The sequence below is a fragment of the Streptomyces caatingaensis genome (assembly GCF_001187435.1).
Taxonomy (GTDB): Bacteria; Actinomycetota; Actinomycetes; order Streptomycetales; family Streptomycetaceae; genus Streptomyces; species Streptomyces caatingaensis.
Genome location: NZ_LFXA01000014.1, coordinates 200,679 through 212,796 on the forward strand (window position 1 = coordinate 200,679; position 12,118 = coordinate 212,796).

Consider the following 12,118-nt stretch of genomic DNA (forward strand, 5'->3'; position numbering starts at 1 on the left):
CGGCCGCACCCGGGGACGGGGTGCGGCCGCCCGCGGCGCGTGCGGGGTCACCCCTCCCGCCGGCCCCGGAGCCCGGCCAGGGGGAGGAACAGCCGGTCCACGATCTCCTCCAAGTCGCCCTCGGAGGGCGTGCGGTGGGCCAGGAACAGCTCGTGGACGACGAGGACCACCGGGAGCGTGACGACGCGGTCGGGAAGCGAGCCGGGCGCCCCGATCTCCCCGCGCGCGGCCGCCCGTTCCAGGACCGTGCGCATCCAGTCCGCGCCCGGGCCGCGGTCGCGGGCCGCGAGGTACGCCGACAGCTCCGTGCCGGGCCCCTCGGCGGCCAGCACGCGGTGGACCGGCGCGAGGTCGCGCGTGCGCCGGACGACCAGGCGCAGCAGGGCGAGGACGTCCCCGCGGAGGCTCCCGGTGTCGGGCGGCGCGTCCGGCAGGGCCGGGGCTCGGTGCCGCAGCGCGGCGAGGACCAGGTCCCGCTTCGCGGGCCAACGCCGGTAGAGCACCGGCCTGCTGGTGCCGGCGCGGGCGGCCACCGCCTCGTACGTGAACCGCTCGTAGCCGGCCGCGGCCAGCTCGGCCCAGGACGCCGCCGGCCGCGCCGAACGGCTGCGCCGCGCCGGCGCCGCCGTCCGGCTGGTCACCGGCCCGTCGCGATCCTGGAGGCCGGCTGCTGCACCTTCCGCGGGGCCGGGGACTACGGCGGCGCGGGCTGGTACGTGGCCATGGAACCGGACGGCGTCACCCCCCAAGCCGGATCTCGTGCGCGACGAGGACGAGCAAGTCCGTTACCTGGACGACCTCATGACCGTCTTCGAGGAGGAGGGCGTCGACACCGTCTTCTGGTTCAGCTTCGCGGGATACGCCCACCCCCACCGCCCGTCCGGCGGGCCCGACCGGGACCTCGCCTCGTACGGCATCGTCGAGGTCTACGCCGACGACGCCGAGGGGGCCGTCCCGGCGTCCGCCCGGACGTACCCCGGCATGCCCTGGGAGCCGAAGAAGGCGTTCCACGCGCTCGCCGAGCGCTACCGGCGCCCCGGCCGGCGGTGACCGTCAGCGGGCGGCGGTCCCCCGCAGCGCCTCCCGGGCCCGGCTCGTGACCTCCTCCGGCGCCGCGGCGATCACCTTGTCGAGGGCCGAGCGGGACGCCCGCAGATCGGTGATCGAGCGTGTGATGCGGTCGCGTTCGCGGAGGAGGTCCATGAGGAGGCCGGGGCAGGTGGGGACGAGGCGGTCGTCCTCGTCGCGCAGACAGGGGAGGATCGTGGCGATGGTGGCCGTGGTGAGCCCGGCGGCCAGCAGACCACGGATCCGGCGGACCGTCCGGACATCGGCCTCGGCGTACTCGCGGTAGCCGCTGGGGCGGCGCTCGGGGTGGAGCAGGCCCTGGGCCTCGTAGTAGCGCAGGAGCCGTTCGTGGACACCGGTCCTGCGGGAGAGTTCGCCGATCCTCACCGCGGTCCTCCAGGCGGTCTCGACTCCGACACGGATGTCGGACTCTACGGCAGCGGGCCACGTGGCAGGAACCGCGCGGCACTTCATGGGGTCAGAGATTCGACCCCGGCCGCGCGCGATTGCCGCGCGGCCGCACCGGACAGAAAGACAGCCGCCGCTCACGGGGGAGAACCATGTCCGAGACCGCCACCGTCACCGGACAGCCGCGCACGCCCGCGGCCGTCCCCACGCCCCACCTCGACCCCCTCTTCGTCCCGCCCGTCCTGCGGCCCGGCGAACAGGGCGTCGGCACCGAGCTGGAGATCCAGCTCCGCGAGGCCCTCAAGACGGTGCACAGCGAGCTGCCGCCCACGCTGGTCTGGTGCTACGAGGGGCAGTTCCCCGGACCCACCATCGAGGTGCGGCGCGGCCGGCGCATCCGCGTCGCCTGGACGAACGGCATCGCCGGCCGCATGCCGGTCACGGCGGTGGAGGTGCCGTTCGTCCCCGGGACCGGCGCCGTGCAGGCCACCACCCGGCCCGGCCGGGAGGGCGCCACGCCGGTCCGGGCCGTCGCCGGCCTCCCCGCCTGGACGGTGACCCACGTGCACGGCGCGGTCACCGGCGGCGGCAACGACGGCTGGACGGAGAACGCCGTCCCCTACCGCGACACCCAGCTCGCCGAATACCCCAACGCCCACCGCGCCACGGCCTGGTGGTACCACGACCACGCCATGAACATCACCCGGTGGAACGTCTTCGCCGGACTCGCCGGGATGTACCTGGTCCGCGACGACGAGGAGGACGCGCTCGGCCTGCCGTCCGGCCCGTACGAGATCCCGCTGATCGTCGCCGACCGCAACTTCGACACCGACGAGCACGGCCGCCTCACCGGCGACCTGCTCCACAAGACCCTGGACCAGGGCCCGGACCCGGAGACCGGCCGACACGTCACCTTCCCGTTCACCGGCCCGTACACCCTGGTCAACGGCGTGCTGTGGCCGCACCTGGACGTCGAGCCGCGCTGGTACCGCTTCCGGCTGCTCAACGCCTCCAACGCCCGCACCTACGACCTGGCCCTCATCGACGAACACGACCGCCTCCTGCCCGGCGCCGTCCAGCAGATCGGGTCGGACGGGGGACTCCTCCCGCACCCCGTACCCGTCGACTTCGGGCCCGGCCGGCCGCGGCTGACCGTCGCCCCCGCCGAACGCCTGGACCTGCTCGTCGACTTCCGCGCGCTGCGCGGGACGAGGCCGCGGCTCGTCAACGTGGCCACTGCACCGCCCGGCCGGCCCGACCCGGTCAACGACCTGCCCTTCCCCCAGGTGATGGAGTTCCGCGTGGGCAAGGAGGCGGTCGCCGACCCGTTCCGGCCGCCCCGGGTGCTCTCGCCCTCCTTCCGGCGCGTCGAGGTGGGGGAGCACGACCGGCGCCGGCTCGTCGTCATCACCGAGCCCGGCACGAAGGGCGGCGGCGGGCACCCCGAACTCTGGGAGATGGAGGAGGCCGCGGACGGTTCCGTCCCCGTCCCCTCCGACGGCGTCGTCCAACTCCGCGGAAAGGACGGGGCGCTCCGCACCTACCGGCGCACCGCGCGGGCCTTCGACGACGCCCTCGGCTTCACGGTGGCCCACGGCGACCTGGAGGCGTGGGACCTGCTGAACATCAGCCGGTTCACCCACCCCGTCCACATCCACCTCGCCGACTTCCAGCTGCTGGCGCGGCAGCCGGTCGACAGCGCCGGCTTCGACCTCGCACTCGGCGGCACCCGCGCCCCCGTCACCGTCGACACCGCCCGGCCGGTGCCCGTCGGCCCCGAGGAACAAGGCTGGAAGGACGTGTTCCGGGTGCCCGGCGGACAACTGGTCACCGTGGCCGGACGGTTCACGGGCGGGCACGGACGGTTCGTCTACCACTGCCACCTGCTGGAGCACGAGGACCTGGGCATGATGCGGCCGTTCGTCGTCATGCCGCCGGAAGTGCTGGCCCTCGGCCATCACGCGCCGGGGCAGCACCACGGCCACTGATCCCCGCGCGGGCAACGCGCCCGCCGCACAACGACGTTGACCCCGCATGCCCCGCGTGTCAGATTCTGCGCACCGTCCCCGGAGCCAGGGAGTGCCATGAGATCCGACCCGCTCGTCGAGCACCGGACCATCGAGGTCGTCCCCGACGAGGAGCGGCACGGCTCCCCGCGGAGCCAGTTCACCCTGTGGTTCGGCGCCACGACGCAGATCACCGCGATCGTCGACGGCGCCCTGGCCGTCGTCGCGGGGGCGGACGCGCTCTGGGCGATCCCCGCGCTGCTCCTGGGCAACGTGCTGGGCGGCGCCGTCATGGCCCTGCACGCGGCCCAGGGCCCACGGCTCGGCCTGCCGCAAATGATCTCCAGCCGGGCGCAGTTCGGGGTGTACGGCGCCGTCCTGCCCCTCGCCCTCGTCGTCCTGATGTACCTCGGCTTCGCGGCCACCGGCAGCGTGCTGGCGGGCCAGGCGGTCAGCAGGCTGCTGCACCTCGGGAACACCACCGCCGGCATCCTGGTCTTCGGCGCCCTGACCGCCGTGGTGGCCGTGACCGGCTACCGGGTCATCCACATCGCCGGCCGGATCGCCACCGTCGTGGGCACCGCCGGCCTCGCCTACCTGACGGCCGCCCTCTTCGTCCGCCACGACGTGCCCGCGCACGTGGGGGAGAAGCCCTTCGGAGCGGCCACGTTCCTGCCGGCCGTCGCCCTCGGGGCCGGCTGGCAGCTGACCTTCGGGCCGTACGTGGCCGACTACGCGCGCTACCTGCCCAGGGACACCAGCGCCCGGGCGGCGTTCTGGTCCGTCTTCGCCGGCAGCGTCGCCGGCTCGCAGTGGGCCATGACGCTCGGCGCCCTGATCGCCGCCGTCGCCGGCGACGCCTTCCTGTCCGACCAGGTGGGCTTCGTGGGGGACCTCGCCGGGCCGGCGGCCGCGGCCCTCCCCGTCCTCCTGGTGATCGTGACCGGCAAGCTCACCGTGAACTGCCTCAACGCGTAGGGCGGTTTCATGTCCCTGCTGACCGCCGTCACCGCGTTCACCGGCCGCTCCGCCGTCGCCCCCGCCGCACGCGCCGCGTGCATCACCGCCTTCACCGCCGTCGCCGTGCTCATCGCGACCCTGGCGAGCGCGGACTTCCTCGACACCTTCAAGAACTTCGTCCTGCTGCTCCTGACCGTCTTCACGCCGTGGAGCGCCATCAACCTCACCGACTACTACCTGATCTCCCGCGAGCGGGTGGACACCGCCGCCCTCCACGACCCCGACGGCCGTTACGGGCGCTGGAACGGCATGGCGCTCTCCTGCTACGCCCTGGGGGTGCTCGCGCAGGTCCCGTTCCTGTCCCAGAAGCTCTACACCGGCCCGGTGACCGGGTGGCTCGGCGGCGCGGACGTCTCGTGGATCGTCGGGCTCGTCGTCACCGGCGTCGTCTACTACGCGTGGGCGCGGCGGCGGCCGGCGCGGACGCCCGGGGCGGCGGCCTACTCCTCGTCCCCCGCTCCGGAGGCGCCCTCGTCGGAGGCGGCGTCCTCGTAGGCGGCCTCCAGCGCCGCGATGTCGATCTTCGTCATCCCGAGCATGGCCTGCATCACGCGGTCCGACTTCACGGGATCGGGATCGCTCAGCAGGTCGGTGAGGGTCCTGGGGATGATCTGCCAGGAGAGGCCGTAGCGGTCCTTGAGCCAGCCGCACGGCCCTTCCTCGCCGCCCGCCCCGAGCTTCTCCCACAGCTCGTCCACCTCCTTCTGCGACGTGCAGTCCACATAGAGGGAGACGGCCTCGTTGAACGTGAACTGCGGACCGCCGTTGAGCGCGATGAACTGCTGTCCGGCGAGCTCGAAGGTGACCGTCATGACCGTCCCCGGCTCTCCCGGGCCCGCCTCCCCGTAGCGCTGCACGTGGACGATCCGGGAGTCCGGGAAGAGGGACGTGTAGTGCTCGGCGGCCTCCTCGGCCCGGTCGTCGAACCACAGGAACGGGCTGATCTTCTGCATGGCGCGGCCTCCTGACACTCGCCTGACAATCCGGGACGAAGCAGTGGAATCCACTGCCGATCGGGCTCATCGGACACGGCCCGGCCGCTACTCTGCCCGCGCCCCCGCGCCCGCACGCGCGGATCACCCGGACGGCCCCGGCCGCGCCCCGCCGGTGATGTGAGATGAGTCATCCACCGGCCGGAATTCAGTGAAAGGCTTTTTCCGTTCCGGGGGAATCCGTCGGCGGAAAAACCCTTTCGGTCCGGTGTCCCGGCCTCGGCGGGCCCGTTGGTGGCGCTGCGTAGCCGTCCGCCGGAGCCGCGGCCGGGTGACCTGCGATCTTGCGGCGGGGGGTCACTTAGCGTGAGTCTTTGAAAATGTCAATTCCCCTCAAACTCTTGACGACATACTGACGCTGCTTTCACCATTCCGATCAGGACTTGTCAGATACCGCGGGTAAGTCCTCCCCCCTCCCCGTACAACTCCTAGATCACTCCTACCTTCCGACCCCCAGGCCGGCCGGCGCCGCCGGACGTGCCGAGTGCCGGGCGCGGTCCCCCACGGACCGGACCCGGTCCTGCCCCCACCAACGAAGGCAAGACATTCATGAGTGACCGCACTCTCACCGCGGCCGGCGCCGCGACCGACGCGCCGGCCCCGGCCACGGCGTCCGCCCACGTGGACGCCGGCGACGCGGGCTACAGCAAGGACCTCAAGTCCCGCCACATCAACATGATCGCGATCGGTGGCGCCATCGGCACCGGCCTCTTCCTCGGCGCCGGAGGCCGCCTCGCCCACGCGGGACCCTCCCTCTTCATCGCCTACGCCGCCTGCGGCCTCTTCGCCTTCTTCGTCGTCCGGGCACTCGGCGAGCTCGTCCTCTACCGCCCCTCCTCCGGCGCCTTCGTCTCCTACGCCCGTGAGTTCATGGGCGAGAAGGGCGCCTTCACGGCGGGCTGGCTCTACTTCCTCAACTGGGCCACCACCGGTATCGCCGACATCACCGCCGTCGCCACGTACACCCACTACTGGGGCATGTTCAGCGACATCCCGCAGTGGATCCTCGCGCTGATCGCCCTCGCGGTCGTCCTCACCGTGAACCTCATCTCCGTGAAGTACTTCGGCGAGATGGAGTTCTGGTTCGCGATCATCAAGGTCGGCGCCCTCGTGGTCTTCATGGGCATCGGCATCTTCCTGCTCGCCACCCAGCACCACGTCGGCGACTCCGCCCCGGGCCTGGGCAACATCCTCGACCACGGCGGGATCTTCCCGAGCGGTGTCATGCCGATGCTGCTCGTCATCCAGGGCGTCGTCTTCGCCTACGCCTCCGTCGAGCTCTGCGGCGTCGCCGCCGGCGAGACCAGGAACCCCGAGAAGATCATGCCCAAGGCGATCAACTCGATCATGTGGCGCGTCGGCATCTTCTACGTCGGCTCGGTCGTCCTGCTGGCGCTGCTCCTGCCCTACACCGCCTACAGCGGCGACGAGAGCCCCTTCGTCACCGTCCTGTCGAAGATCGGCGTCCCGTACGCGGCCGGCGTGATGAACCTCGTCGTCCTCACCGCCGCGCTCTCCAGCCTCAACTCCGGCCTCTACTCCACCGGCCGCATCCTGCGCTCGATGGCCATGTCGGGCTCCGCGCCCCGCTTCACCGGCCGGATGAACAAGGGCCAGGTGCCCTACGGCGGCATCCTGCTCACCGCGTTCTTCTGCGTCCTGGGCGTCGGGCTGAACTTCGTCGTCCCGAAGGACGCCTTCGAGATCGTCCTGAACTTCGCCGCGATCGGCATCATCGGCACCTGGGGCATGATCATGGTCTGCTCCCTGCTGTTCTGGCGCCGCTCCCGCGACGGCCGGGTCACCCGCCCCGGCTACCGGCTCCCCTGGGCCCCGTACACCCAGATCGTCACCCTGGCCTTCCTGGCCGGCGTGCTCGGCCTGATGGCGGCCGACGACGGCCCCGGCCGCACCACCGTCCTGTGCCTCCCGCTGATCGTGGCGGCCCTGACCGGCGGCTGGTTCCTCGTCCGTGGCCGCGTCGAGCGCGTGCGCCGCGAGGCGGAGCTCCTGCGCGCGGGCGGCGCCGAGGGGTAAGCCCCCTCCTCCCGCCCGGCCCACGACGGATGCCGCGGCCCCTCCCCGGGGGGGCCGCGGCATCCGTCGTTCCTCTCCTCCCCGTTCCTCCCTGTTCCTCCCTGTTCCTCTCCGATCCTCTCGAATGCGACAACGGCGCGTAGCGTCCGGCGGGCCCCGAGTGACGCCCGGACCGCCCGCGTGTGAGGCCGGGCATAGGGCGTACATCACTTACTGCGCGGCTTAGTGAAGTACGGCCGCACGCCCGCGCGGATTTCCCGGGGCGACGGCCCGCCGGAACGGTCCCCGGTAGTAGGTCACAGTCCTTGTCAGGCGTTTTCGGCGCCGCTAACAATTACCGGGTCGCTGGGCGCCGTCGGATTACGGCGCTCCTTTCGTGCCGGGTTTCCGGCGCGGTGCGACTCCGCGATTGGGAAGAGGTTCTTCTTCAGCATGCGTTCCACTCACTCCGGCTATACCCGTCTGTCCAAGGTCCACAAGATCTCCGCCGCCGGTCTCGGTGCCGCCGGTGCGGCCGCCGTGGCGTTCGCGGTGGTCTCCGGTGGTCCGGCCGCAGCCGACGTGCAGTCGGTGGGCGTGAAGCCGGTGGCGTTCGACGCCAAGGCGTTCACGGCCGACGGTGACCAGGGCGAGCTGGCGAAGCAGTCGGACCAGGCCGCAGCGCAGGCGAAGGCCCAGGTCCAGCAGAAGGCCGACCGGACGAAGGCGGACAAGGAGCGCGCCGGGAAGCAGGCCGCGAGCCGGTCCACCGACCGTCAGCCGCTGAAGGCCGCCGAGGCCCCGGCGCCCAAGACCTACGCCGACGACCTGGACGGGTGGATCAACCAGGCGCTGGACATCATGCGGGCCAAGGGGATCCCGGGTTCGTACGAGGGCATCAAGCGCAACATCATGCGGGAGTCGACGGGCAACCCGCAGGCGGTCAACGACTGGGATGTCAACGCGGTCAACGGTGTGCCGTCGAAGGGTCTGCTGCAGATCATCGACCCGACGTTCAAGGCGTTCCACGTGGACGGTACGTCCTGGGACATCTACGACCCGGTCGCCAACATCGTCGCGTCCTGCAACTACGCCGCCAAGACCTACGGCTCCATGGACAACGTCAACTCGGCGTACTGATCCGTCACGCACCGCAGAGGGCGGTGGCCTCCCCGGTGGGGGCCACCGCCCTCCGTGCGTTCCGGCACGGGCCGTCGGGTAACGTGCGGAACACCAAATGATCTTCGAACTTCCCGTGAAGGGTGGGGCGCGCTTCCCATGATCCGGACGCTCTTCTGCATCGCCGTGACCCAGGAGTTCTTCAACGCCGGTGACGAGGAACGCGCCTCCGTGATGGAGGCCATCCCCGGCGCCTTCGCCGACCTCGCCGGGCGCTTCGGCGCCACCGTGCTGGGCACCTTCGACGACGACCGCCTGATGGTCGGCGCCTCCGCCGGCTGGCCGTGGACCTCGTACATCCTCGCGGACGTGCCCGACCTGGCCGCCGTGGAGGGCATCTGCGGCATCGTCCGCGAGACACCCGTCGGCGAGCGGCGGCTGTGGAAGTACCTGCGCATCGAGGCGCGGACGGGCCGGCGGCTGTTCTTCGGCAATGCCTGAGCGGACCGTCCCCGAGCGGGAGGAAAGGACGCGCACGATGGCGGAACTCGACGGGCGCACAGCCCTGATCACCGGCAGCGCCCGGGGCCTCGGCCGCGCCCTGGTGCGGGCCTTCCTGGACGCCGGCGCCCGGGTCGTGGCCTGGGACGTGGACGAGGAGGCGAACCGGGCCATGGCCCGGGAGACCGGCGCGGACGGGGACCGGGTCGTCCCCATGACCTGCGACCTCGCCGATCTCGACGCGCTCGCGGAGTGCTACGCGGAGGTCCGCGAGCGCCACGGAGCGGTGGACGTCCTCGTCAACAACGCCGCCCGGGCCCTGACCAAGCCGCTGTGGGACATCACCCCCGGCGAATGGGACCAGGTCTTCGACGTCAACCTGCGGGCCGCCTTCTTCCTCACCCGCGAGGTCACCGGCGACATGCGGGCCCGGGGGAGCGGCCGCGTGGTCAACCTCGCCTCCATCGCCGGACAGGCCCCCCGGCCCACCGGCGCCGCCTACGGCGCGGCCAAGGCCGGACTGATCGCGCTCGGCCGCGTCTTCGCCGCCGAGCTCGGCCCGCACGGCATCACCGTCAACACCATCGCCCCCGCCATGATCGACACGCCCATGGTCCGCTCCGTCGGGGACGAGGTGCTGGCCGCGCTGACGGCCCAGGTCCCGGTGGGGCGCATCGCCACCCCCGAGGAGGTGGCGCGGCTGGCCGTCTACCTGGCCGGGCCGCACGCCGGGTTCATCACCGGCGCGACCTACGACATCAACGGCGGCGCGCTGATGCGCTGAAAACCCCGGAAAAACGCTCGCAACGAGTAGCGCCCGCCGGCCGCGGAGTGAGCCGGCGGGCGCCGGCGTGTGAGGCCGGGCATAGGGCGCGCGTCACATACTGCGGTCTTTAGTGAAAAGCGGCGGTGAATTCCCGGGCCGGGGTGTCGTGTTGATCTCCTGGGTGCGGTGCCGGGTAGTAGGTCCGCGTCCTTGTCAGGGGTTTTCGGCGCCGCTAACAATTGCGGGGTCGCTGGGCGCCGTCGGTTTACGGCGCTTCTTTCGTGCCGGGTTTCCGGTGCGGTGCGGCTCCGCGATCGGGAAGGTGTTCTTCTTCGTCATGCGTTCCACTCACTCCGGCTATACCCGTCTGTCCAAGGTCCACAAGATGTCCGCCGCCGGTCTCGGTGCCGCGGGTGCGGCCGCCGTGGTGTTCGCGGTGGTCTCCGGTGGGCCGGCCGCCGCGCAGCCGGTGGCCGTGAAGCCGGTGGCGTTCGACGCCACGGCCTTCACCTCGGACGAGCAGGGCCGCGGCGAGCTGGCGCGGCAGGCGGACGGCGCGGCCGAGCAGGCGCGCACCGAGGCCGCCGCGAAGGTCAAGTCCGTCGCCGACGCGAAGGCCGCCCGGGCGAAGGCCGACGCGAAGGCCGCCAAGGACGCCAAGGCGAAGGCCGACCGCCAGGCCAAGGAGCGCGCCGGGAAGGAGGCCGCGAGCCGGTCCACCGACCGCAAGCCGCTGAAGGCCGCCGAGGCCCCGGCCGCGGCGCCGAAGGCGTACGGCAACGACCTGGACGGGTGGATCAACCAGGCGCTGGACATCATGCGGGCCAAGGGGATCCCGGGTTCGTACGAGGGCATCAAGCGCAACATCATGCGGGAGTCGACGGGCAACCCGCAGGCGGTCAACGACTGGGATGTCAACGCGGTCAACGGTGTGCCGTCGAAGGGTCTGCTGCAGATCATCGACCCGACGTTCAAGGCGTTCCACGTGGACGGTACGTCCTGGGACATCTACGACCCGGTCGCCAACATCGTCGCGTCGTGCAACTACGCCGCCAAGACCTACGGCTCCATGGACAACGTCAACTCCGCCTACTGATCCGGCGGGAGCCGCTCACCAGCCGGGCAGGGTCAGATCGGGGCGCAGCCGGTGCCAGACGGGGTGCCGGATGTGCCCCGCGGGCGTCCAGCCGGTCAGGGTGACCTCGGCGACGAGCCGCGGTTCCACCCAGTGCGCCCCGGGCGCGTCGACCGGCCCGGCGAACGGCGAGTCCTCCCGGGCGACCGCCGCGAGATAACGGGCGAGGTCACGGCGCTCGTGACCCGACAGCCCCGAGCCGACGGAGCCGACGTAGCGCAGGCCCGTCGGCTCGTCCACGCCCGCCAGGATCGCCCCCGGCAGCCCGGCCAGCGAGCCCCGGCCCTCCGTCCAGCCCCCGATGATCACGTCGAGGGTGAGCAGATGCTTCACCTTCCGCCAGTCGGGTGACCGGACCCCGGGCAGGTAGAGCGAGGTCAGCCGCTTGGCGATCACGCCCTCGTACCCATGGCGCAGGGTGGCGTCCCACGCCTGCCGGGCGTGGCCCTCCAGATGCGTGGGGACGGACCAGTTCCGGCCCGTCAGGCCCATCCCGGCGAGCACCGCGCGCCGCTGCTGGTAGGGGGTGGCCATCAGGGACCGGCCGCCGACGTGCATCACGTCGAAGAGCATCAGATGGATCGGGTACTCCATCGCCAGGTGGGCGGCCCGCCGCGGATTCGTGATCCCCATGCGGCGCTGGAGCAGCCCGAAGTCGGGCCGGCCCTTCTCGTCCATCGCCACCACCTCGCCGTCGAGGACGGCCGGGCGCCCCTGGAGCTGCATGCCCAGCTCCCGCAGCTCGGGGTAGGTGGAGGTCACGTCGTTGCCCGTCCGGCTGACCAGCCGGACGCTGCCGTCGCCCGGCGCGGTGACCACGCACCGCACCCCGTCCCACTTCACCTCGAACCCCCACTCCGCCTCCTCGCGCTCGTCCGGCAGCGATCCGGAGACCGTCAGCATGGGCCGGATCGCGGGGAGCGGGGCGACGGGCAGGGCCATGTCTCCGATGGTCCGGCGCCCGGCGGGGTTTCGCAGGTCATGCGGGCCCGCCGCCCGGCCCTGGGGTAAACCCCACCCCCCACTGCCCGGCTGCCACCATTCCGCACTGACCTGGGCCTTTCTACCGTCGTAGCGACGATGAACG

13 protein-coding genes and 1 pseudogene are annotated in these 12,118 nt (G+C 72.0%); 8 read left to right on the forward strand and 6 right to left on the reverse strand.

The genetic code is table 11. From position 1 onward, the window contains the following. Positions 1-47: 47 nt before the first annotated feature. Positions 48-641, reverse strand: coding sequence for a TetR/AcrR family transcriptional regulator (locus tag AC230_RS21580; RefSeq protein ID WP_078871471.1), 594 nt, complete (start codon positions 639-641; stop codon positions 48-50). Positions 642-759: 118 nt separating this feature from the next. Here AC230_RS21580 and AC230_RS31355 point away from each other — a divergent pair, with 118 nt between their 5' ends. After that, complete coding sequence (locus tag AC230_RS31355; RefSeq protein WP_053161322.1) at positions 760-1,050, forward strand: hypothetical protein; 291 nt, start codon at positions 760-762, stop codon at positions 1,048-1,050. Positions 1,051-1,053: 3 nt separating this feature from the next. Here the strand turns inward: AC230_RS31355 and AC230_RS21590 are convergent, their stop codons facing one another. After that, positions 1,054-1,455: a MerR family transcriptional regulator gene (locus tag AC230_RS21590; protein ID WP_049717970.1), complete on the reverse strand. Its 402-nt coding sequence runs from the start codon at positions 1,453-1,455 to the stop codon at positions 1,054-1,056. Positions 1,456-1,628: 173 nt separating this feature from the next. On the opposite strand from AC230_RS21590, the gene AC230_RS21595 reads away from it, so the two are divergent. After that, on the forward strand, positions 1,629-3,464 hold the full coding sequence (locus tag AC230_RS21595) for a multicopper oxidase family protein (protein WP_049717971.1): 1,836 nt from the start codon (positions 1,629-1,631) through the stop codon (positions 3,462-3,464). 96 nt (positions 3,465-3,560) lie between these two features. Further along, positions 3,561-4,997, forward strand: a pseudogene (locus AC230_RS21600) (purine-cytosine permease family protein). Here the strand turns inward: AC230_RS21600 and AC230_RS21605 are convergent. Next, positions 4,943-5,455 carry a VOC family protein gene (locus AC230_RS21605; protein WP_049717972.1) on the reverse strand — a complete coding sequence of 171 codons (513 nt, stop codon included), beginning with the start codon at positions 5,453-5,455 and terminating at the stop codon, positions 4,943-4,945. The pseudogene AC230_RS21600 and the gene AC230_RS21605 overlap by 55 nt on opposite strands. Before the next feature lie 588 nt (positions 5,456-6,043). Between AC230_RS21605 and AC230_RS21610 the strand changes: the two genes are divergently transcribed. Further along, positions 6,044-7,531, forward strand: a complete 1,488-nt coding sequence (locus AC230_RS21610; protein WP_049717973.1) for an amino acid permease — start codon at positions 6,044-6,046, stop codon at positions 7,529-7,531. Positions 7,532-7,839: 308 nt separating this feature from the next. Here AC230_RS21610 and AC230_RS34375 read toward each other — a convergent pair whose 3' ends face one another. Beyond that, a complete protein-coding gene (locus tag AC230_RS34375) occupies positions 7,840-7,965 on the reverse strand; it encodes a hypothetical protein (RefSeq protein WP_277816924.1) in 126 nt (41 codons plus the stop codon). On the opposite strand from AC230_RS34375, the gene AC230_RS21615 reads away from it, so the two are divergent. From AC230_RS21615 to AC230_RS21625, 3 genes are all read left to right on the forward strand, one after another. Beyond that, positions 7,964-8,650, forward strand: a complete 687-nt coding sequence (locus tag AC230_RS21615) for a transglycosylase SLT domain-containing protein (RefSeq protein WP_049717974.1) — start codon at positions 7,964-7,966, stop codon at positions 8,648-8,650. The two genes, AC230_RS34375 and AC230_RS21615, sit on opposite strands and share 2 nt — an antisense overlap. A 138-nt stretch (positions 8,651-8,788) precedes the next feature. Next, positions 8,789-9,130: a hypothetical protein gene (locus AC230_RS21620; RefSeq protein ID WP_049717975.1), complete on the forward strand. Its 342-nt coding sequence runs from the start codon at positions 8,789-8,791 to the stop codon at positions 9,128-9,130. Continuing rightward, positions 9,123-9,914, forward strand: coding sequence for an SDR family NAD(P)-dependent oxidoreductase (locus AC230_RS21625; protein WP_241833322.1), 792 nt, complete (start codon positions 9,123-9,125; stop codon positions 9,912-9,914). The genes AC230_RS21620 and AC230_RS21625 overlap by 8 nt, the downstream gene beginning before the upstream one ends. Before the next feature lie 195 nt (positions 9,915-10,109). On the opposite strand, the gene AC230_RS34380 is transcribed toward AC230_RS21625, so the two are convergent. Continuing rightward, entirely contained in the window at positions 10,110-10,235 is a 126-nt protein-coding gene (locus tag AC230_RS34380; protein WP_277816920.1) for a hypothetical protein, read from the reverse strand. Here AC230_RS34380 and AC230_RS21630 point away from each other — a divergent pair. Next, positions 10,234-10,992, forward strand: coding sequence for a transglycosylase SLT domain-containing protein (locus AC230_RS21630; RefSeq protein ID WP_049717801.1), 759 nt, complete (start codon positions 10,234-10,236; stop codon positions 10,990-10,992). The genes AC230_RS34380 and AC230_RS21630 overlap by 2 nt on opposite strands. A 15-nt stretch (positions 10,993-11,007) precedes the next feature. Here AC230_RS21630 and ligD read toward each other — a convergent pair whose 3' ends face one another. Further along, a complete protein-coding gene (gene ligD / locus AC230_RS21635) occupies positions 11,008-11,973 on the reverse strand; it encodes a non-homologous end-joining DNA ligase (protein WP_049717977.1) in 966 nt (321 codons plus the stop codon). Positions 11,974-12,118 lie beyond the last annotated feature (145 nt).

Coding starts and splice junctions, on each gene's coding strand:
- AC230_RS21625 (WP_241833322.1), top strand. CDS start 9,123: ATGCCTGAGCGGACCGTCCCCGAGCGGGAGGAAAGGACGCGCACGATG.
- AC230_RS21630 (WP_049717801.1), top strand. CDS start 10,234: ATGCGTTCCACTCACTCCGGCTATACCCGTCTGTCCAAGGTCCACAAG.
- AC230_RS34375 (WP_277816924.1), bottom strand. CDS start 7,965: ATGCTGAAGAAGAACCTCTTCCCAATCGCGGAGTCGCACCGCGCCGGA.
- AC230_RS21610 (WP_049717973.1), top strand. CDS start 6,044: ATGAGTGACCGCACTCTCACCGCGGCCGGCGCCGCGACCGACGCGCCG.
- ligD (WP_049717977.1), bottom strand. CDS start 11,973: ATGGCCCTGCCCGTCGCCCCGCTCCCCGCGATCCGGCCCATGCTGACG.
- AC230_RS21595 (WP_049717971.1), top strand. CDS start 1,629: ATGTCCGAGACCGCCACCGTCACCGGACAGCCGCGCACGCCCGCGGCC.
- AC230_RS21605 (WP_049717972.1), bottom strand. CDS start 5,455: ATGCAGAAGATCAGCCCGTTCCTGTGGTTCGACGACCGGGCCGAGGAG.
- AC230_RS34380 (WP_277816920.1), bottom strand. CDS start 10,235: ATGACGAAGAAGAACACCTTCCCGATCGCGGAGCCGCACCGCACCGGA.
- AC230_RS21615 (WP_049717974.1), top strand. CDS start 7,964: ATGCGTTCCACTCACTCCGGCTATACCCGTCTGTCCAAGGTCCACAAG.
- AC230_RS21620 (WP_049717975.1), top strand. CDS start 8,789: ATGATCCGGACGCTCTTCTGCATCGCCGTGACCCAGGAGTTCTTCAAC.